The 18,355-nt window shown below is 60.5% G+C and carries 23 protein-coding genes and 1 riboswitch; of the genes, 14 read left to right on the forward strand and 9 right to left on the reverse strand.

All coding sequences use genetic code 11. The features are described 5' to 3' along the window. Positions 1–31: 31 nt before the first annotated feature. From ACK28C_RS01870 to purE, 4 genes are read right to left on the reverse strand one after another with little or no spacing between them, the layout of a single operon-like run. Positions 32–1,219 (reverse strand): phosphoribosylaminoimidazolecarboxamide formyltransferase, encoded by a 1,188-nt coding sequence (locus tag ACK28C_RS01870; protein WP_409152379.1) that lies wholly within the window; start codon positions 1,217–1,219, stop codon positions 32–34. After that, positions 1,216–2,529: a phosphoribosylglycinamide formyltransferase gene (gene purN / locus ACK28C_RS01875; protein ID WP_208873411.1), complete on the reverse strand. Its 1,314-nt coding sequence runs from the start codon at positions 2,527–2,529 to the stop codon at positions 1,216–1,218. The genes ACK28C_RS01870 and purN overlap by 4 nt, the downstream gene beginning before the upstream one ends. Beyond that, on the reverse strand, positions 2,523–3,548 hold the full coding sequence (gene purM / locus ACK28C_RS01880; RefSeq protein ID WP_409152380.1) for a phosphoribosylformylglycinamidine cyclo-ligase: 1,026 nt from the start codon (positions 3,546–3,548) through the stop codon (positions 2,523–2,525). Before purM ends, purN begins: the two co-directional genes overlap by 7 nt. Further along, on the reverse strand, positions 3,545–4,045 hold the full coding sequence (gene purE / locus ACK28C_RS01885; protein WP_409152381.1) for a 5-(carboxyamino)imidazole ribonucleotide mutase: 501 nt from the start codon (positions 4,043–4,045) through the stop codon (positions 3,545–3,547). Before purE ends, purM begins: the two co-directional genes overlap by 4 nt. 305 nt (positions 4,046–4,350) lie before the next feature. Here purE and ACK28C_RS01890 point away from each other — a divergent pair, with 305 nt between their 5' ends. Then, positions 4,351–5,079, forward strand: coding sequence for a tellurite resistance TerB family protein (locus tag ACK28C_RS01890; RefSeq protein WP_409152383.1), 729 nt, complete (start codon positions 4,351–4,353; stop codon positions 5,077–5,079). Between the two features lie 236 nt (positions 5,080–5,315). Here ACK28C_RS01890 and ACK28C_RS01895 read toward each other — a convergent pair whose 3' ends face one another. The 3 genes from ACK28C_RS01895 to ACK28C_RS01905 form a co-directional block, all read right to left on the reverse strand. After that, complete coding sequence (locus tag ACK28C_RS01895) at positions 5,316–5,744, reverse strand: VOC family protein (RefSeq protein ID WP_208873409.1); 429 nt, start codon at positions 5,742–5,744, stop codon at positions 5,316–5,318. A 231-nt stretch (positions 5,745–5,975) separates the two neighbouring features. Beyond that, positions 5,976–6,590 carry a 4Fe-4S binding protein gene (locus tag ACK28C_RS01900; RefSeq protein ID WP_409152384.1) on the reverse strand — a complete coding sequence of 205 codons (615 nt, stop codon included), beginning with the start codon at positions 6,588–6,590 and terminating at the stop codon, positions 5,976–5,978. Between the two features lie 48 nt (positions 6,591–6,638). Next, entirely contained in the window at positions 6,639–6,971 is a 333-nt protein-coding gene (locus ACK28C_RS01905; protein ID WP_409152385.1) for a winged helix-turn-helix transcriptional regulator, read from the reverse strand. 314 nt (positions 6,972–7,285) lie between these two features. Here ACK28C_RS01905 and acgA point away from each other — a divergent pair, with 314 nt between their 5' ends. The 4 genes from acgA to ACK28C_RS01925 all read left to right on the forward strand — a co-directional run bounded on the left by acgA (position 7,286) and on the right by ACK28C_RS01925 (position 10,268). Beyond that, complete coding sequence (acgA, locus tag ACK28C_RS01910; protein ID WP_208873403.1) at positions 7,286–7,498, forward strand: ACGX-repeat peptide; 213 nt, start codon at positions 7,286–7,288, stop codon at positions 7,496–7,498. Positions 7,499–7,609: 111 nt separating this feature from the next. After that, positions 7,610–8,686 (forward strand): radical SAM/SPASM domain protein, ACGX system, encoded by a 1,077-nt coding sequence (gene acgM, locus ACK28C_RS01915; protein ID WP_015556769.1) that lies wholly within the window; start codon positions 7,610–7,612, stop codon positions 8,684–8,686. A 3-nt stretch (positions 8,687–8,689) separates the two neighbouring features. Beyond that, complete coding sequence (locus ACK28C_RS01920; RefSeq protein ID WP_015556768.1) at positions 8,690–9,301, forward strand: 4Fe-4S binding protein; 612 nt, start codon at positions 8,690–8,692, stop codon at positions 9,299–9,301. 10 nt (positions 9,302–9,311) lie between these two features. After that, on the forward strand, positions 9,312–10,268 hold the full coding sequence (locus ACK28C_RS01925; protein ID WP_015556767.1) for an alcohol dehydrogenase catalytic domain-containing protein: 957 nt from the start codon (positions 9,312–9,314) through the stop codon (positions 10,266–10,268). Positions 10,269–10,427: 159 nt separating this feature from the next. Here ACK28C_RS01925 and ACK28C_RS01930 read toward each other — a convergent pair whose 3' ends face one another. Next, positions 10,428–10,715: a DUF6506 family protein gene (locus tag ACK28C_RS01930; RefSeq protein ID WP_015556766.1), complete on the reverse strand. Its 288-nt coding sequence runs from the start codon at positions 10,713–10,715 to the stop codon at positions 10,428–10,430. A gap of 276 nt (positions 10,716–10,991) precedes the next feature. Here ACK28C_RS01930 and ACK28C_RS01935 point away from each other — a divergent pair, with 276 nt between their 5' ends. The 4 genes from ACK28C_RS01935 to ACK28C_RS01950 all read left to right on the forward strand — a co-directional run bounded on the left by ACK28C_RS01935 (position 10,992) and on the right by ACK28C_RS01950 (position 12,680). Further along, on the forward strand, positions 10,992–11,207 hold the full coding sequence (locus ACK28C_RS01935) for a hypothetical protein (RefSeq protein ID WP_208873401.1): 216 nt from the start codon (positions 10,992–10,994) through the stop codon (positions 11,205–11,207). 73 nt (positions 11,208–11,280) lie between these two features. Next, positions 11,281–11,646, forward strand: a complete 366-nt coding sequence (locus ACK28C_RS01940) for a nucleotidyltransferase family protein (protein ID WP_015556765.1) — start codon at positions 11,281–11,283, stop codon at positions 11,644–11,646. Beyond that, on the forward strand, positions 11,633–12,337 hold the full coding sequence (locus ACK28C_RS01945; protein ID WP_015556764.1) for a DUF86 domain-containing protein: 705 nt from the start codon (positions 11,633–11,635) through the stop codon (positions 12,335–12,337). The genes ACK28C_RS01940 and ACK28C_RS01945 overlap by 14 nt, the downstream gene beginning before the upstream one ends. Before the next feature lie 4 nt (positions 12,338–12,341). Then, positions 12,342–12,680 carry a hypothetical protein gene (locus ACK28C_RS01950; protein ID WP_208873399.1) on the forward strand — a complete coding sequence of 113 codons (339 nt, stop codon included), beginning with the start codon at positions 12,342–12,344 and terminating at the stop codon, positions 12,678–12,680. 161 nt (positions 12,681–12,841) lie between these two features. Here ACK28C_RS01950 and guaA read toward each other — a convergent pair whose 3' ends face one another. Continuing rightward, complete coding sequence (gene guaA, locus ACK28C_RS01955; RefSeq protein WP_208873397.1) at positions 12,842–14,368, reverse strand: glutamine-hydrolyzing GMP synthase; 1,527 nt, start codon at positions 14,366–14,368, stop codon at positions 12,842–12,844. A gap of 384 nt (positions 14,369–14,752) precedes the next feature. Continuing rightward, positions 14,753–14,852: riboswitch (glycine riboswitch) on the forward strand. Between the two features lie 88 nt (positions 14,853–14,940). Here guaA and ACK28C_RS01960 point away from each other — a divergent pair. The 5 genes from ACK28C_RS01960 to grdA (ACK28C_RS01980) all read left to right on the forward strand — a co-directional run bounded on the left by ACK28C_RS01960 (position 14,941) and on the right by grdA (ACK28C_RS01980) (position 18,325). Beyond that, the gene (locus ACK28C_RS01960) at positions 14,941–15,387 is read left to right on the forward strand and encodes a GrdX family protein (RefSeq protein ID WP_015556763.1); all 447 of its coding nucleotides are present in this window, start codon (positions 14,941–14,943) and stop codon (positions 15,385–15,387) included. A gap of 6 nt (positions 15,388–15,393) precedes the next feature. Beyond that, complete coding sequence (locus ACK28C_RS01965; protein ID WP_015556762.1) at positions 15,394–15,726, forward strand: co-chaperone YbbN; 333 nt, start codon at positions 15,394–15,396, stop codon at positions 15,724–15,726. Between the two features lie 163 nt (positions 15,727–15,889). Further along, a complete protein-coding gene (locus ACK28C_RS01970; protein ID WP_015556761.1) occupies positions 15,890–17,182 on the forward strand; it encodes a glycine/sarcosine/betaine reductase component B subunit in 1,293 nt (430 codons plus the stop codon). A 66-nt stretch (positions 17,183–17,248) separates the two neighbouring features. Beyond that, a complete protein-coding gene (gene grdA, locus ACK28C_RS01975) occupies positions 17,249–17,725 on the forward strand; it encodes a glycine/sarcosine/betaine reductase complex selenoprotein A (RefSeq protein WP_409152386.1) in 477 nt (158 codons plus the stop codon). Between the two features lie 123 nt (positions 17,726–17,848). Then, positions 17,849–18,325, forward strand: a complete 477-nt coding sequence (gene grdA, locus ACK28C_RS01980) for a glycine/sarcosine/betaine reductase complex selenoprotein A (RefSeq protein ID WP_409152387.1) — start codon at positions 17,849–17,851, stop codon at positions 18,323–18,325. Positions 18,326–18,355 lie beyond the last annotated feature (30 nt).

The raw sequence follows: 18,355 nt of genomic DNA on the forward strand, positions 1-18,355 counted from the left end.
CCTCACAACGGCCAGCCGAAAAGGAGCGCGTTTAATGGTGGAACAGCCGCCGGCCGGTCATCACCATGGCGATGCCGCAGCGGTCACAGGCCTGGACGACGAGGTCGTCCCGGATGGAGCCGCCGGGCTGGGCGATGTAGCTCACGCCACTTCGGCGGGCGCGCTCCACATTGTCCGGAAAGGGGAAGAAGGCGTCGCTGCCCAACGAGACGCCCTCGACGCCCTCCAGCCACTCCCGACGCTCGGCAGGCGTCAGGGGGTCCGGGCGGCGCGTGAAGCAGAGCCGCCAGTCCTCGTCCCGAAGGGGTTCGCCGGGCAGGAGCGACAGCGCCACGTACCGGTCCACGGCGTTGTCCCGAATCGGGCGGGGCAGGTCCTCCCTGAAGGGCAGGGCCAGCACCCTGGGGTGCGCGCGCAGCAGGCGCACGTCCGCCTTGTCCCCCGCCAGGCGGGTACAGTGCAGGCGGGACTGCTGTCCCGCGCCCACACCCAGGGTCTGGCCGCCGGAGGCGAGGCACACGGAGTTCGACTGCGTGTACTTCAGCACGATGAGGGCCAGCGTCAGGTCCCGCCGCGCGGGCTCCGGGACGTCCTTCCGCTTCGTCACCGGCGCGTCGAAGAGGGCGGGGTCGATGACGGGGGCGACGTTTCGGCCCTGCTCGAAGGTGATGCCGAACACCTCCCGCCGCTCCACCTCCGGCGGCTCGTAGTCCGGGTCCACGCGCACGACGGCGTAGCCGCCCTTCCGCTTCGCCCGCAGCAGGGCCAGAGCCTCGTCCGAATAGCCCGGCGCGATGATGCCGTCCGACACCTCGTGCCGGATCACGCGCGCCGTCGCGGCGTCGCAGGGGTCGCTCAGCGCGATCCAGTCCCCGAAGGAGGACAGGCGGTCCGTCCCCCGCGCCCGGGCGTAGGCGCAGGCCAGGGGGGAGTCGTTCACGTCCGGGGCGTCGACGAAGAACAGCCGTCGCTCGTCCTCGCTGAGGGAGAGGCCCAGCGCGGCCCCGGCGGGGCTCACGTGCTTGAAGGACGCCGCCGCAGGGAGCTTCAGCTCCCTTCTGAGCTCGCGGACCAGCTGCCAGCCGTTCAGCGCGTCCAGAAAGTTGATGTAGCCCGGCTGCCCGTTGAGCACCTCAACGGGCAGCCGTCCCTCCGGCACAAAGAGGCGCGCCGGCCTTTGATTGGGGTTGCAGCCGTACTTCAGCCCCAGCTCCTTCAACGCAACTTTGCCTCCTCGCCGTAGCGGTTGACGACCCTGTCCTCGTAGCGGCTCCCGTCGAGGGGGGTGTAGCGGACGTAGAGGGCCACGCGGTTCTCCTCGTCCAGGGCCTCCCAGAGCCCGTTGGTGAAGGCGTCGATGCTCGAAGGGACGTTCACCGTCAGGGGCTCGCCGGCGAAGGACGGCAACACGGCTCCGTCCCCTGCGTAGGTGTGGATGAGGTGCCCCATCCCGGGGATGGGCTCGTACTCGAAGAACTGGCGCTGGCAGCGGCGTCCGGCTCCGGACGCCTTCAGGATGCTGAGCCGGTAGCTGAAGCCCGACTCCGGCAGGGAGATCATGCCGCTGATCCTGGGCGTGAAGTGGGGCGCGTCCGGCTCGTACTCCATCGTGCGCAGAGCCTCCTCAAACCCCTTGCCCCCCTTCAGGGAAGTGCAGATCGTGTCCGTCTGGTCCCCGTTCGCCACCACGATGTGCCGCCCGCACATCCGCAGGGGCGCGTAGAGGATCAATGACGGGTCCTTGACCCCGGACTGGTCCAGCAGGCGGATGACGACGTCGTCCTTCTCCCGTCTGAAGGCGCGGGCCCGGCTCCCCGCGCTTCGCCCCATGATGAAGTACGCCAGGACGGCGCGGCCGTTGGGCCCGCAGCCCAGAATGATGCCCCGGCCGGGATAGCGGTTCCCCCGCAGGCAGAAGTCGGAGGGCGAGGGCGCCAGGCTGTGGCAGAGGTCCTCCACGGCCTGGGGCAGGATGCGCCACTCCGCCTGCTCCATCACGCGGTGCTGCAGGAGCTCCGGGGAGTCGTCCGGCAGCACGTCGACGGCGCGCTGCATCAGGATCGTGCCCTTGTCCGGCTCGGCGGTCACGAGGTGTACCGTGGCCCCCGTCACCTTCAGGCCCGCCTCCAGGACGGCTTCGTGTACCCGAAGGCCGTAGAAGCCCTTCCCGCAGAAGGCCGGAAGCAGGGACGGGTGGACGTTCACGATCCGCCCTTCCCAGCGCGAGACGAAGTCCGCGCTCAGGATCTGCAGGAAGCCGGCCAGGACGATGACGTCCGGCTTCGACTGGGTCAGAAGCTCCATCAGGCGCCGTTCAAAGGCCTCGCGGTTGGGAAACTCGCGATACTCGGCCACGTCGGTGCGGATGCCGGCCTCGTGCGCCCGCTCGATCGCCCGGACGCCCGCCCGGCTTGAGATCACCTGGACCACCTTGCCGCTCCGAAGGACCCCGTTCACCTGGGCGTCCAGCAGGGCCTGAAGGTTCGTCCCACCACCAGAAACCAATATGGAAATACGTGCGTTCAGCACAGCACAACCCCCTCCTCGTCCACGACGCTGCCGATCGGCCGCGCCTCAACGCCGTTCTCGCGCAGAACGCGAAGCGCCACCTCGGCGTCGTCCTCCGCGACCGTCGCGGTCATCCCCACGCCCATGTTGAAGACGTGGAACATCTGCTCCTCGTCAATGCCGCCCTCGCGCATCAAGAACCCGAAGATGGGCGGAACCCAAAGCTCTGCGCGCCGAATGCGCACCCCCATCCCCTCCGGGACGCTGCGCGGGATGTTCTCGTGAAACCCGCCGCCCGTGATGTGGGCGAGGGAGTGGACGTCCACAGCCTCCAGAAGCGCCATTACAGGCTTCACGTAGATGCGCGTGGGCGTCAGGAGCGCCTCTCCGAGGGGGCACCCCAGCTCGTCGACGTGCCGTCGCAGGTCCCGCCGCTCCACGTCCAGAGCCCGGCGGACCAGCGAGAACCCGTTGGAGTGCAGGCCGGAAGACGGCAGGGCGATGAGGACGTCGCCGCTCCGGACGTTCCTCCGATCCAGCATCTTCGCCCGCTCCACAATCCCCACGGCAAAGCCCGCCAGGTCGTACTCCTCCGCCGGGTAGAAGCCCGGCATCTCCGCCGTCTCGCCGCCGATGAGGGCGCAGCCCGCCTGGACGCAGCCCTCCGCCACGCCGGAGACGATGGCCGCCACGCGCTCCGGCACGTTCCTGCCCACCGCCACGTAGTCCAGGAAGAACAGCGGGCGCGCCCCGCAGCAGAGCACGTCGTTGACGCACATGGCCACGCAGTCGATGCCCACCGTGTCGTGGCGGTCCATCAGGAAGGCCAGCTTCAGCTTCGTTCCCACGCCGTCCGTCCCGCTGACCAGGACCGGGTCCCGAAGCCCCCTGGGCAGCTCAAAGGCGCCGCCGAACCCGCCCAGGTCCGTCAGCACGCCCGGCACGCGGGTGCGCGCCACGGAGCTCGCCATGAGCCGCACCGCCTCGTATCCGGCCTCCACGTTCACGCCGCTCCTGGCGTAGGCCTCCCGGTGCGTCACCGCGCTTCCCCCGATCCTTCCTGCAGGGTCCGATCCTTGCGCTCGACGCCCTCGGCCATGCTCGCCGCCTCCTTATCGAGGGCAGCGGCAAGCCCCTCGTCGGCGACGGCCAGGATGCGCGCCGCAAGCCAGGCCGCGTTGGCCCCACCGTCGATGGCCACCGTCGCGACGGGCACGCCGGAGGGCATCTGCACGGTCGCCAACAGCGCGTCCAGCCCCCCCAGGTCGGCGGACCGCACCGGCACACCGATCACGGGGAGCCGCGTCTGCGCCGCGATGAAGCCCGCCAGGTGCGCCGCCTTCCCCGCGATGGCGATGACGGCGCCAAAGCCAGCCTCCCGCGCACCGCGAGAGAAGGCGGCCACGGCCTCAGGCGTCCGGTGCGCGGACATCACCCGGACGGCAAAGGGGACGGCAAGCTTCCTCAGGACCTCCGCCGCCCTCTCCGCGATGGGGAGATCACTGTCGCTCCCCATGACAATGGCAATCCTCTTCATCGTTTTCTCTCCTCCGCTCAGAAAGAATAAGGCCCACGACCTCACGCCCATTATAACCTGAAAGGCCGCCGCAAGACGAGAAAAGTTGAAGATGGGATGGAGAAGTCCCGCGCGGCAGGCGACCCGAGGAAGGCGACGCGCGGACGGCCCTTCATCCCTTCATGAACGAAAGGTGCGGACGCAGGCGTCCACGCCCTGCACGGCCACGACGGACGGCGCTCCTTGACAAATCGACGCGCGTGGCTGAAGATTGACCCGAACGTTCCGAGACGGCAGAACGGCCCTCGGAGGAGAAACGGAGGACGATGATGATGGCGATCAACTTTACGGAGCTCCTGGGCGCGATGACGCAGGGAGGGATGGCCCCCTCCGCGGGCAGCAGGGTGCAGCAGGCGGCCTCGTCCATGGGCGACGGGGTACAGGGCGCCCTCGGCAAATTGCTGAGCGGCGGCCAGGCGGCGGTCAACCGCGCGGGTCAGGCGGTGGGCGGCAAGGACAACCTGGCGGCGGCGGGGGTCGGAGCGCTCCTGGGCGCGCTGTCCTCGGAGCGGGGCACCGTCGCGGGCGGAATCGGAGGAGGCGTGCTGGGGCTCCTCGGCATGATGGCCTTCAAGGCCCTGAAGGGCGCCGGGCAGAATGGGCAGAACGAGCCGGTCGTCAGCGCGGCCCCCTCGGAGGACGACGCAAAGCTCTTGCTCACCGCCATGCTGAACGCGGCCAAGGCGGACGGGCAGGTGGACCAGGAGGAGCTGAACCGCATCACGGCGCGCATCAAGGAGACGGGCGTCGGACCGGAAGGCCTCAGCTACGTCATCACCCAGCTGCAGACCCCCATGTCCACGGACGCCATCGTGCAGGCGGTGCGCGGACAGCCCGACATGGCCGCACAGGTCTACTCCGCCTCCCTGATGGCCATCGAGGTGGACACGGACGCGGAGCGCAGCTACCTGGACGGCCTTGCCAGGGCCATGGGCCTGTCTCCCCAGACCGCGCAAAACATCGAGCAGCTCATGGGCATGGCTCAAGCCCGCTAGAAAGAAAGGCCCCCCTGCAAGGGGGGCTGCCCCGAAGGGGCTGGGGGGTGTTGAGCCTGAGAAACAACCCCTCCGGTTCGCTAACGCGAACCACCTCCCCTTTCAGGGGAGGCAATCCGTATTAAACGCGAATTGGTGTAAGAATTTTGCCTTGCACTGTGCCCTCCAACCTGGATAATGACTCAGGAAACGCTTAAATATCCCTTACCTGGAGCTATTCTTGACTTTCCATGTCACTAAAATTTTAACAGGCCATTTTCATCATATTGAAAATTCGGCCCCCATGCTACTTCCCAATAGTATCCATCCAAATCCGAAAAATACGCATGGTAGCCACCCCAAAACACTTCTTGTGGTTCTTTAACAACGGTGCCACCGGCTTTTCTTACCAGCTCAATAGTGCGATCCACATCTTCTTTATTTTCCACATTATATGCCAATGTAATTCCTGAAAATCCATTTCCTGTTGGCGGGTTGTCTTCATCAATATCCTTCGCCAGTAAATCTAAAGGGAAAAGTTCAAACTTTGTTCCCGGCGTATTAAAAAAACATACGGATGGATTATCTTCTCTGCAATCTGTTTCAAACCCTAGCCCATCCCTGTAGAATTTTAACGCTCTTTCCATGTTTTTAACGCCTAAGCAAATACACGTTATTTTATTCATTCATTTTCCTCCCACAAGTCTATGTGATTGTATTTTATTATTTTTCATCAAAAATTTGTCAACTAACGCCGCGCCCATCATAATAAAGCACATAAAGCACTTGAAGGCGCTTCTGGAGGCCCCCTCGATTGCTGGTTGACTTCATTCGCTCAAAGTCTGCAAGCTACTGTGCTCGTAAGTCGTGACGGTCCTTAGAGGCCGTCCCTCACTCCCCTCCTGATGGTCACGTTGTCACGCTATGCCCCTTCGCTCGATCACGCGGGATGGGCAGGCCGCGGCACAGCGGCCGCAGTGCAGACAGCGCTTCTGGTCGATCAGGGCGCGCCCGCTTGAGAGGTCGATGCACCGTTGAGGGCAGGCGCGCAGGCACCGGCCGCAGCCGATGCAGCCAGAACCCACGAAGTACCCCGTCTCGACGGCCCCTGCCCCACCGATCGTGAAGGAATCCCGTCGGACGCGGGACGGCACGCTGATGTCGAAGTACTCGCCCACGGCCTTGCAGAGGTGGAACACCGCAAGCGCCTCCCGCGTGCGGCCGGGGTAGATCTCCTTCATGTAGGGATTTTTTTCGAAGATCTCGTCCAACCGCTCTCCGCCGATGTCCTGCACCTCACCCCGCAGCGAGATGGAAACCTTGCCCTTGATCCCCGTCAGCGCAACGAACCCCTGCTCCACGAGCTCCGCGTAGAAGGACTTTCCCCGCGCCGTGAGAAAATAAACCCCGTCCTCGTCCCAGAGCATGATGTCGATGGCCCTCAACCTGGGTCGTCCATCCGTCCCCACCGTCGCGACGGCCACCGTGTGGATATCCTCCGCCAAGAGCCGCAGATAATCGCTGCACTCCATCAACAATCCCCCCGGACCTTGTCGTCGCCCTGCCGTCAAAGAATGACGTTAATTTTGTTTCATCCGTGCCTTATAGGCGCTCCCCCATTCGTGCATTGCCGTAAGGACGGGACGCATACTCTCACCAAGCTCTGACAAGGCATACTCAACCCTTGGCGGCACCTCGGGATAAACCGTCCTGGTGAGGATTCCGTCTGCTTCCATCTGGCGGAGGCTGTCGGTCAGCACCTTCTGGCTGAGCCCGTCCAGGTCCTTACGCAACTCGTTGAAACGCCACGAACGCATCAACAGATTCCTTAAAATCAAAAGCTTCCACTTGCTCCCAATCAACCGTACCGTTGTGGCAACCGGACAATCCGGCAGTTCATCCTTTGTTTTCATGGGACACCTCCATTGCTTCATTTTTTCATGTTACATTCAATCATAATGCAACACGCAGCAAAGGTCAATAAGGACGCTTTTGTGCACGGAAGTTCCAGCAGGAGGGGCCACACAACGAACGGGCCAAGTTCACCGGTAGGCCTCGCGGGTCAAAATAAACGCTTTCCAAGCTGCCTTGAATCAAAACTCGGACGCTACGGTTCGCCAGTTACAAAAAAGTGAGTACTTGTAAAAGCTCCCGCCGTTTCATACAATGCAAACGAGGCGCAGAAAGCGCCCCGGCTATCCCGACTATTTTGAAGGAGGAGATACTGATGGCACTTTCCGATCTGTCCGGATGGGGAAAGACGGATAAGGAAGCTTCAACGTCTGCCTGTGGAGCAGCAGACAAACCGGAGAAAAAGCCGGCTGCCTGCGGCTCTGCCTGTGGGGCAGCAGACAAGCCGACTGCCTGCGGGGCAGCAGACAAGCCGGAAGAAAAGCCGACTGCCTGCGGTTCCGCCTGCGGCGCAGCGGACAAGAAGTAATCCCGCTCCAGTTCGAACCGTTCCCGGCGGGGAATATCTTGCCGGGAACATCTTTCATTGCTCAATTTATGCGTTTTCATACAGACAAAACACTGCTCTCAAAGGACGAACATGAAAGAATATTTTTCTTTCCAATGGCATATTACTGACGAGTGCGATCAGCGATGCAGGCATTGCTATATCTTTTCGGGCGATCCCCGTCGAAAACTCGACTCCATGACGTGGAAGCAGTTGCAGGAAACGTTCTATAACTGTCTTGACTTCTGCGATGTCCACGACAGGCTCCCGTATTTTTACCTTACGGGTGGCGATCCCATTTTACATCCCGATTTCTGGCGGCTTTTAAAGCTGTTTCACAAGCACGCCATCCCCTTTACGATCATGGGGAACCCCTTTCATCTGACCGATCGGGTATGCAGGGAGTTGAAGTCCTTAGGCTGTCAGAAGTATCAGCTCTCGCTGGATGGTCTGAGGGAAACTCATGACTGGTTCCGCAAGCGGGGGTCCTTTGACTGCACATTGGAGAAAATAGGCTGTATCAACCAGGCCGGCATTCGCAGCGTCGTTATGACCACCGTTCCCAAGGCAAATCATACGGAGGTCCCCGACATCATCGATGCCGTTGTAAAAGCCAGGGCAAGTGTGTTTGCCTTTTCCCGTTACGTCCCCTCCGGAGGTGAGCTCGACGCAGGCATTACAGCACAGGAATATCGAAGGCTGCTTGCCATCTGCGACCGAAAGTTCACGGAACACGAAACGGAGGGTTGCGAGACTTATTTCAACAAGAAAGACCACCTCTGGACGCTTTACGAGTACGAAACAGGAAAATTCAAGATTCCGTCCTATGCCTGCGATGGAATGATCTACGGTGGATGCAACTGTGGAAACTGTCATCTGACGATTTTGCCCACCGGAGAGATTTACGCCTGTCGCAGGGTGGCGGACAGCAAGGTGGGCAGCGTGTTTGAGGACCGACTTGCTGACGTCTGGGTAACGGGCATGGAGGCCTTCAGAAATTATGACGATTTTTCAAAATGTTCTCGTTGTAAATTAAAGCAATTCTGCCGTGGTTGTCCCGCAGTCGCCAGGGGCACGAACGGCGATTTCTACGGAGACGATCCGCAGTGCTGGGCCAGCGTGGAAAACGGGTTGCTGACGCCTGAAATGTCAAAGGGGGAAAGAGGTTAAATCATGGATATCGAAACCTGTATCAAAAAATTAGGCTACGTCGGTGTACTTGATTTTGCCACCGTTGACGAAAGCGGCGCTCCACAGGTGCGAAACGTCAGCGCTATTCACTATGAGGGAACGAGCCTGTACTTTCTGACGGCCAGGGGGAAATACTTTGCCTCGCAGCTGAAAAACGACGGAAGAGTTCAGATACTCAGCTACACGAAGTACAAAGAGATGATCCGACTTTCCGGCAGAGCCGAAGAAGTCCCGGAGGAGGCTCAGGTCAAGTGGCGGAACGTTCTTTATCAAGAACAGCCCTACCTCGAAAACGTCTACCCCGGGGAGACGAAGAACATTGACACGATCTTCCTGCTGAAGGACTACACGATAGAGTACTTTTGCCTCTCCACCCGCCCGATCACACGGGAGTATTTTGTGGTAGGAAACGCCGAATCGCTAAAAAAGGGATACCACATCATGGAAAACTGTATCGGGTGCGGCACCTGTCAGGCGGTATGTCCACAGGACGCCATCAGCTCAGGAACCCCTTTTGCGATCGATGAAAGCCATTGCCTGCAATGCGGTAACTGCGCTGAAAACTGTCCCGTGAAAGCGATAGAAAGGTATTGAAGCGATCCGGATGAAAACCATGAAAGCAGTCCTCTTGAACGGCGTTACGGAGTCAGGGGATATCGGCCTGTCGGAGGTTCCAATTCCAGAGGTGAGGCCCGGCTGGGTCCTGATAAAGGTCCGGGCTTTCGGCATGAACCATTCGGAACAGATACTTCGCCTGAGCGAGATACGCGCGGAGTACATTCAAAAGCCGATCGTTCCCGGCATCGAGTGCGTGGGAGAGGTTGCCGCCCCCTCCGACAGCGGACTTGCAACAGGCCAAAAGGTCGTTGCCATGATGGGCGGCATGGGCCGCAGCTTCAACGGCAGTTACGCTGAATACGCTCTTTTGCCCGTTCAGCACGTCTTTGCCATCGAAAGCGATTTCGACTGGACGACGCTCGCGGCCGTGCCGGAAACCTATTTTACCGCATGGGGCAGCCTCCTTGAATGTCTCAAGCTGCAACCCGACGACACGCTCCTGATCCGTGGGGCGACCTGCGCGCTGGGCTATGCGGCGATACAGATGGCAAAGGCGATGGGATGCCGTGTGATCGCCACCACCCATAGAGAAAACAAGTTAAAGCTGATCCTCGACGCGGACGAGCAGATCCTGGACCAGGGGAAGCTCACGGGCGTCGTTCAGGGAGTCAGCAAAGCTCTTGAACTTGTCGGTGCAAAAACTGTAAAAGATACGCTGACCGCCGTGGAAAGGGGCGGCATTGTCTGCAATACCGGCGTTCTCGGCGGCGTGTACGCGCTCAACGGATTTGATCCCATCAAGGACGTTCCAAACGGCGTGTACCTTACCGGGTTCCACAGCAACTGGCCCACACAGCAAGTCGTTGACGACATCTTCCGCTTTATTGAGGATAAAAATCTCGTCCCCGTTTACGGAAAAGCGTTCAGCTTCGACGACATACAGGACGCTGTTGCCGCACAGGATGAGGGAAGCGTAAATGGCAAGATCGTTGTAAAGCTCTAAGCAAGAGTGCAGGTTGCGCTCGGACGAGTCGATACACTTGCGCCGGTCCGCTCCACCTCCCTGATGGCCTCAAAGCGGACGGGGGATTCCACGGCACCTGAGCCATAAAATCCCCCGTTCCCAGGTCAAGATGACCTGACGCCGCAAAACTGCACGCCGCTACTTGGAAAACGCGGCGCGATACACCTCGTCCTGTTCCGGGAAATGGACGATATACCCGACCGGGAGCTCGTTTCCCGTCGCTTCAATGACCTCCCTCGCCCCATCTTCTTTAAAAGCGCCGCAGAGCTCTATACAGTCAACCCCTTCACGCTGCAGCCGGCGCGCTTCTTCCTTCGCTTCCTTCAGGTTCGCAACGCCGACGATCTGAGCGTCGCCATCGTGAATCGACGCCCTGTCCGCCTCCACATTGAAATCATCGCCCATGATCAAAAACGCAAACCGCATAGCATCCATCCTCCTGACTTTAGACGAAGCTCGTTTCAAGGCCCGCTTCCACTCGATGAACTCTGATAATAAGGTACAATAAGTTGCGCAAAATGAAAAGAGGATAAAAAGTGACCAGTTATAGTGGTCCCCATCTATAGGACCAGGGGAAGAGTTAGAGTTAATATAGATCAGACCCCAGAAGGGGGGCTTAAAGATGTGTTAGAATGACCGAAAGACTCACTTACAGGAGGCGCAAACCATGTCGAACTTTAAGTCCTCCTTCGTCTCTATACGATGTCCGATGAGCGCCGGAAGGAGATCACGAAACAGGTCATTGCCGCAATGCGGGCTGGTGACGAGGAATTGGCAACCAGGCTGACGAAACAGGTTCCTTTGTCTCCGCCCATGGCTAGAGTTTTGAAAGCGGATTGGGGCATTGAGTTGAGAGATGCTGGGTTTAATCTTGATGATGCGGTGAAAGCTTATGGAAAAGAATGGCTTGAAGCTTGAACGGCAGTGCAGCCCAGTCCAGGCGTCCTTCGAAACATAATAACCTTGATTCTGTTCACAAGGAGGCGGATTTATGTTGCCGTCTATAACATTGGAATCTGAACAAGGGCAACTCACAAAAGAGCATATTGCTGCATTGATTCAGCCTGTTGCCAAGAAGTATGGGATTAAGGCGGTATGGATTTTCGGTTCACGAGCCCGTGGTGATCATCGACCTGATTCTGATGTTGACCTGTTGATTCGTTTAGATGGTGAGACAGTTAATGGGTTCGCTATTGGGGGTATCTATAACGACTTGAATAAGGCTATTCCAAATATCGATGTAGATATGATTGAGGAATCCGCTTTAGAGGACAGATTAAAAAATCTCAGTCGGTCCCACGTAAACTTCAAAAAGAACGTCCTGCGTGAGAGGGTGTTGCTGTATGCTGAAAACTGACCAAGCTCTCCTGGAGGATATCATGGAGCAATGTCGCTGGATCATTAGATATAGTGAGCTTGCAGACGCCCAGTCACCTGGTGAACGGAGCAGAATTGTCAATTCAGGATTCAATGCAGGTGACATCTTTGATATGCTGCATTTCAATGCTGTGGTGATGAATATACAGCAGATCGGCGAATTGGCGAAAAGGTTGAGCCCAGAGTTTGTCTTGCGTACAAAAAATGAAGTTTCATGGTCTGATATCAGAGGAATGCGTAACATCATCGCCCATGATTATGGAAAATTATCGGAGAAGACAGTTCGGGAGATCGAAATTATCGACATACCCAAACTGGCGGCATTTTGTGAAAAGGAGCTCGCAGCGACTCAAGCTCAAGATGACGCTATCCCCGTAGTCGAGGCGGAAGCCCGGAAGCTGGTTGGAGAAGATGGGCAGATATTCCGTCCCAACCCGAAAGGCGACCACTGCTACAGGGGAGAGGTTCTGAAAGTCACAGACACGCACGCCATCCAGAGGTCCTCCGCCCACGCCGTTTACCTTCATGATCTCAGAGATTTTCCAGGCGACAGGAAACCCTCTGTTGGTGACGTCCTTGCAATACGATACAGCAACGCCAGGATCGAGTTCGTTGAGCCCATCCCAGACAAGACACAGGCAAAGGCCAGGCAGCAGGATCTGGGAAGGTGACGCCTTGCTGCTGGCGTCGCAAAGGGACAAAATTTTAACCTCCGCCGCTTTCCTGATCGGCTTCCTCCCCCCGCTCCTGCCTGTGCAATATTTTGCCCTTTGGGGCCTCATGCCCCTCCTCGTCCTTGAGGTAAACAGCCACCCCAGTTCTTTTCTTGTGTCATTCGTCTTCTATCTCGCTCTGTCCCGTGGCATCGTACCCGGTACCTACGCCTTTTTCCGCAGCGGCATGGCGACACGTCGTTTTGCGGAAGAATGTGGGCTGAAGCCGGTCGTTCCGCCCAAGAGCAACACGAAGAAACCCTGGCCGCACAAGGTCCACTGCCTGAAGCGAGATAAGTAAAAAAAAGCCGCCCGGCTTCAAACGAAGTCAGACGGCTCTGCGCTAGCGTTAAGAACGACGTTTCCCAATCGTTTCGACGAGGGGCTGCAATTTAAGCCAACAACTCGATGCTCTCAATGCTCGAAGAGCCCCGCGTTTAAAGGATTCTTCGACCTCTGCGGTCACTCCCACTCGATCGTCGCCGGCGGCTTGGAGGTCACGTCCAACACGACGCGGTTCACGCCGCGCACCTCGTTGCAGATGCGCCTGGCCGTCACGTCCAGGACCTCCGGAGGGATGCGCACCCAGTCGGCCGTCATGGCGTCCTGCGAGTTGACGGCGCGCAGCGCCACCACCTCGCTGTAGGTGCGGCTGTCCCCCATCACGCCCACGGTGCGCACCGGAAGCAGCACGCAGAAGGACTGCCATATCCCGTCGTAGAGCTTCGCGCGCCTGAGCTCCTCCCGGAAGATGGCGTCCGCCTCCCGCAGCGCATCCAGCCGCTCCCGCGTGATCTCCCCCAGACAGCGCACGGCGAGCCCCGGCCCCGGAAAGGGCTGCCGGTCCACAATGTCCTCCGGCACGCCGATGAGGCGCCCTATGGCCCGCACCTCGTCCTTGAAGAGGTCCCGCAGGGGCTCCAGGAGGCGCAACTTCATGTGCTCCGGCAGCCCCCCCACGTTGTGATGGGACTTGATGAGCACCGCACCCTTCCGGCGGCCGCTCTCAATGACGTCCGGGTAGATCGTCCCCTGAAGGAGCCAGTCCACCGCCCCGATCTTCGCCGCCTCCGCGTCGAACACGTCGATGAAGAGCCCCCCGATGATGCGGCGCTTCCTCTCCGGGTCCGTCACGCCGGCCAGCCGATCCAGAAACAGGGCGGAGGCGTCCACGTGGCGCACGGAGAGCCCCATGCCGCTGTAGGAGGCCACGACGTGCTTTGCCTCGTTCAACCGCATCAGGCCGTGGTCCACGAAGATGCAGGTCAGCCTCGACCCGATGGCCCGGTTCACCAGGGCGGCGGCGACGCTCGAGTCCACGCCCCCCGATAGCCCGCACACGACGCGGCCCTCCCCGACCTGGCGCCGTATATCCGCCACGGCGCCCTCCACCCAGTCCTCGAGCCGCCAGTCCCCCGCGCAGCCGCAGATGTCGAACAGAAACCGGCGCAGGACGTCGCGCCCGTGCTCCGTGTGTACGACCTCCGGGTGAAACTGCAGCCCAAAGAAGTGCCCCGCCCGGTCCTCCGTGGCGGCCGTGACGCCTCCCTCCGTGGAGGCCGTGGCCCGAAAGCCTTCGGGCAGGGAGGTCACCCGGTCGCCGTGGCTCATCAACACCTCGAGCTCCTCGGGCAGCCCCTCCAGGAGGCGGGAGTCGCCGCTGCGCCGCACCCGCGTCACGCCGTACTCCGACCGCTCGCCGGAGGCCACCGCCCCTCCCAGGGTCTTCGCCAGAAGCTGCATCCCGTAGCAGATGCCCAGCACCGGCGCCCCCATGTCCAGCACGCGCCGGTCCACGGCGATAGCGTCCGGATCGTTGACGCTGTCCGGCCCGCCCGATATGATGATCCCCTTCGGGTTGAACTCCGCTACGCGCTCCCGCCGCGCGTCCCACGACAGGACGACGCTGTGGATGTTCATCTCACGCACGCGCCGCGCGATCAACTGCGTAAACTGTGAGCCGCAATCAATGATGACCACATTCTCCAACTTTTGCGCTCCCCCTCCCCTGTCCCCAGGACGCGCCGCCCGACCTCCGGGCGAACGCCCGCACCCAAAAACTTGGGAATATTATAACCGCAAGCGCCCCTCCTGGGGGAAGCGCGATCGAAACCGGCAGCCCGCAGATGAATTGACGGTTGCTTGTTGCCGATTCGCACTTCACGATACAACGCAGAATATATTTCGCAGGAGGCGTTCCGGCTGCCCCGTGACGAGACGGGGCGTTTTCCGTCGGGGGCGGGCCACCGCAGGGGGAAGCCCCGCCCGCGAGGGTGTCCGTTTAAGTTTTTTTCCATATTGACGTTTCCGTCGAGTCCGCTATAATCCAGTATAGAGCTGAGTTGATATGGTTCAGCTGTGGCAGCTTCCCGAATGAAGGATGCGAGAGAGATCCCGCCGTGGCGGGACGCCGAAGGGGCAACGCGCCCACGTGACGCTGAAACTCTCAGGCAAAGAGAATCGCATCCGGACGGGAGTCTGGAACCGAGCATAGCTCACACACTCATCGTTCTTTTTGAATGTGCTCAGGTGACAGAACACGGGAGGTCCGGAGGGCGGCAATGAACAAGACCGTGCTCATCACCAACAACAGGGATCTGTGCGCAAGCGTGCGGTGCGGACGCTTCGTCGACGGGTCCTCTTTGGACGTGCTCGTTGCCGTTCGCAACTCCATCCACCTGGGGTCCATCCTCCTCACCCACCCGCTCTGCGGCAACCTGCGTCCCTACCATCAGCCCTTTCGCTCCATCCTGCTCGAAGAACGTCCGGGGGCCCTCGTGGACCTGGAGTCCCTCTCCATGATCGAAAAGGCCGTGGGCGTCTACGAGGCGTGCCGGGAGCGGATGATCGTCCCCTCGGCCCTAGATGAGGGCAGACGTGCGGATTATGCCTTCATCGACTCCGAGTTGATGAAGGAAAGTCTGGAGCGGTACGGGCAGCTCCGCCGGGAGGCGGCGCTGCACCCCGCGTCCCTTTTGCTTCACGGGGAACCCAGCGGAAGGAGGTGAATCAAGATGAGCGCAATTGTTGAACTGACGAAGGAGAACTACGAGGCCGAAATCAAGGAGAGCCCCATCCCTGTGGTGGTGGACTTCTGGGGGCCCAAGTGCGGTCCCTGCATGGCGTTGATGCCGAAGTACCACGAGTTGGCCGACAACCCGAAGTATGAGGGCAAGGTCAAGTTCTGCTCGGTGGATACCTCCAAGAATCGCCGCGTGGCCATCGGCCTGAAGGTCATGGCTCAGCCCACCTTCCTCTTCTGGAAGGGCGGTGCGGAGGTGGCCCGCCTCAGCGGCGACGGCACGTCGATCGAGGGCATCACGGCCGAGGTCGACAAGATGCTCTAAACCGGAGCGTGCGTTCGGGTGAGGCGTCCAGGCCGGCACGGCGGAGTCCGTGGCTGGCGCGGCCCTCACCCATGGTATCGGTTTTCAGGAAGCGCGGGGTCGCCCGAAAGGCGTTCTCGGCTTTCCTGAGAACGACAGGAGCTGGAAAGGAGGAGTACTTTTTATGAGACTGGAACTTCACAAGCTTTTTGTCAAGCAGCTTAAGTTCGGCGACAAGACCGGCTTCTCCGGCGGCACTCTGACCGTGAACAAGAAGGAGTTGCTGGACCTCATCGCCGAGGACCCGCTCCTTGGGAAGAACCTCGACGTCGATCTGGCGATGCCGGGCGAGAGCGTCCGCATCATGCCGGTGAAGGACGTCGTTGAGCCCCGCTGGAAGATCGAGGGCAAGGGGCAGGTGTTCCCCGGCATTCTGGGCGACGTCGAGACCGTCGGCGAGGGCAAGACGCTCGTTCTCTCCGGCGCGGCCGTCGTCACCGCCGGCAAGCTGGTGCGCTTCCAGGAGGGCATCATCGACATGACGGGCCCCGGCGCGGAGTACACGCCCTATTCCGAGACGTGCAACGTCGTCCTGGTCCTGGAGCCGTCGGACCCGGAGATGGACAAGCACGACTACGAGAAGGCCTGCCGCGTGGCTGGGATCAAGGCCGCTGCCTATCTGGCGAAGGCCTGTGCCGACGTCAAGGCGGAGAAGGTGGAGATCTACAACCAGGCTAACATCAAGGAGGCCATGTGGGCCCATCCCGGCCTGCCGAAGGTGGGCTACCTCTACATGCTCCAGACCCAGGGTCTGCTCCACGACACCTACCTCTACGGCGTGGACGTGAAGAAGATCCTGCCGACGGTCCTCTCCCCGCTCGAGGTCATGGACGGCGCCATCGCCTCCGGAAACTGCGTCTCCGCCTGTGACAAGAACAGCACCTACTCCCACCAGAACAACCCCATCATCGCGGACATGCTGAAGCGCCACGGGCGGGATTTCAACTTCGTGACCTGCATCGTCACGAACGAGAACGTCACCCTGGCCGACAAGCGCCGCAGCAGCACCTACGCCACGAAGCTGGCCGCCATGCTGGGTCTGGATGGCGTGGTCATCAGCGAGGAAGGCTTCGGCAACCCGGACGCCGACCTGGTGATGAACTGCTGGAAGGCGGAGCGCCTGGGCATCAAGACCACGCTCATGACGGACGAGTACGCCGGACAGGACGGCGCGAGCCAGTCCCTGGCGGACTCCTGCCCCGAGGGCGACGCCTGCGTCACCGCCGGCAACGCCAACGAGGTCATCGTTCTGCCCCCGATGCAGAAGGTCATCGGCTACGCCGAGGAGGCCAACGTCATCGCGGGTGGCTGGCAGGGCTCCCTGGCCGAGGACGGCACGATCACCGTCGAGCTCCAGGCCATCACGGGCGCCACGAGCGAGCTGGGCTACACGAAGCTGGGCGCCTACACGCTGTAGCCGGACCCGGCCCGATTTTTCAGGAAAATCCTAAGTTAAGGAACTTTAGAAAGGAAGGTGTCAAACATGGGGAAACTGGCAGGCAAGAAGCTTTTGCTTCTCGGTGAGCGCGATGGCGTTCCCGGACCGGCCATGGAAGCATGTTTGAAGGACAGCGGCGCTGAGATACTCTTCTCCGCCACCGAGTGCTTCGTCTGAACCGCCGCAGGAGCGATGGACCTGCAGAACCAGCAGCGCGTCAAGGATGCTGGTGAGAAGTACGGAACCGATTGCATCGTGATTCTGGGTTCCTCCGACGCCGAGGGCGCGGAGATCTACGCAGAGACCGTCAGCAACGGGGACCCGACTTTCGCAGGCCCGCTCGCCGGAGTTTCGTTGAAACTCCCCGTCTATCACGTTTTTGATCCCGTCATTCGTGCCGAGTGCGATCCCCAGGCCTGGGAGGAGCAGATCAGCATGATGGAGATGGTGCTTGATCCGGAGGCATTGGCCGCCGCTGTCAAAGGCATGCGCGACCAGTACAGCGAGGGTGCGATCGACTAGTCGGGCATACGACGCCTCTCAATCACAGCACCAGCCCCCTTGAAGGAAGCCTTCGAGGTTGTCCTTCGCCAAGAGGGCATCGGTTTTTGAAGTTTTTATATCTCAGAAAGGAAGGTGTCAAACATGGGGAAACTGGCAGGCAAGAAGCTTTTGCTTCTCGGTGAGCGCGATGGCGTTCCCGGACCGGCCATGGAAGCATGTTTGAAGGACAGCGGCGCTGAGATCCTCTTCTCCGCCACCGAGTGCTTCGTCTGAACCGCCGCAGGGGCGATGGACCTGCAGAACCAGCAGCGCGTCAAGGATGCTGGTGAGAAGTACGGAACCGATTGCATCGTGATTCTGGGTTCCTCCGACGCCGAGGGCGCGGAGATCTACGCAGAGACCGTCAGCAACGGGGACCCGACTTTCGCAGGCCCGCTCGCCGGAGTTTCGTTGAAACTCCCCGTCTATCACATTTTCGATCCCGTCATTCGTGCCGAGTGTGATCCCAAGGCCTGGGAGGAGCAGATCAGCATGATGGAGATGGTGCTTGATCCGGAGGCATTGGCCGCCGCTGTCAAGGGCATGCGCGACCAGTACAGCGAGGGTGCGATCGATTAATCGACCCGGTGACTGAACTTGCCCGTCTGC

Origin of the sequence: Fretibacterium fastidiosum, assembly GCF_964642095.1 — a bacterium.
Classification (GTDB): domain Bacteria; phylum Synergistota; class Synergistia; order Synergistales; family Aminobacteriaceae; genus Fretibacterium; species Fretibacterium fastidiosum.

Coding starts and splice junctions, on each gene's coding strand:
- purE (WP_409152381.1), bottom strand. CDS start 4,045: ATGAAGAGGATTGCCATTGTCATGGGGAGCGACAGTGATCTCCCCATC.
- ACK28C_RS01890 (WP_409152383.1), top strand. CDS start 4,351: ATGATGATGGCGATCAACTTTACGGAGCTCCTGGGCGCGATGACGCAG.
- ACK28C_RS01895 (WP_208873409.1), bottom strand. CDS start 5,744: ATGAATAAAATAACGTGTATTTGCTTAGGCGTTAAAAACATGGAAAGA.
- ACK28C_RS01900 (WP_409152384.1), bottom strand. CDS start 6,590: ATGGAGTGCAGCGATTATCTGCGGCTCTTGGCGGAGGATATCCACACG.
- ACK28C_RS01905 (WP_409152385.1), bottom strand. CDS start 6,971: ATGAAAACAAAGGATGAACTGCCGGATTGTCCGGTTGCCACAACGGTA.
- acgA (WP_208873403.1), top strand. CDS start 7,286: ATGGCACTTTCCGATCTGTCCGGATGGGGAAAGACGGATAAGGAAGCT.
- acgM (WP_015556769.1), top strand. CDS start 7,610: ATGAAAGAATATTTTTCTTTCCAATGGCATATTACTGACGAGTGCGAT.
- ACK28C_RS01920 (WP_015556768.1), top strand. CDS start 8,690: ATGGATATCGAAACCTGTATCAAAAAATTAGGCTACGTCGGTGTACTT.
- ACK28C_RS01925 (WP_015556767.1), top strand. CDS start 9,312: ATGAAAACCATGAAAGCAGTCCTCTTGAACGGCGTTACGGAGTCAGGG.
- ACK28C_RS01930 (WP_015556766.1), bottom strand. CDS start 10,715: ATGCGGTTTGCGTTTTTGATCATGGGCGATGATTTCAATGTGGAGGCG.
- ACK28C_RS01935 (WP_208873401.1), top strand. CDS start 10,992: ATGTCCGATGAGCGCCGGAAGGAGATCACGAAACAGGTCATTGCCGCA.
- ACK28C_RS01940 (WP_015556765.1), top strand. CDS start 11,281: ATGTTGCCGTCTATAACATTGGAATCTGAACAAGGGCAACTCACAAAA.
- ACK28C_RS01945 (WP_015556764.1), top strand. CDS start 11,633: ATGCTGAAAACTGACCAAGCTCTCCTGGAGGATATCATGGAGCAATGT.
- ACK28C_RS01960 (WP_015556763.1), top strand. CDS start 14,941: ATGAACAAGACCGTGCTCATCACCAACAACAGGGATCTGTGCGCAAGC.
- ACK28C_RS01965 (WP_015556762.1), top strand. CDS start 15,394: ATGAGCGCAATTGTTGAACTGACGAAGGAGAACTACGAGGCCGAAATC.
- ACK28C_RS01970 (WP_015556761.1), top strand. CDS start 15,890: ATGAGACTGGAACTTCACAAGCTTTTTGTCAAGCAGCTTAAGTTCGGC.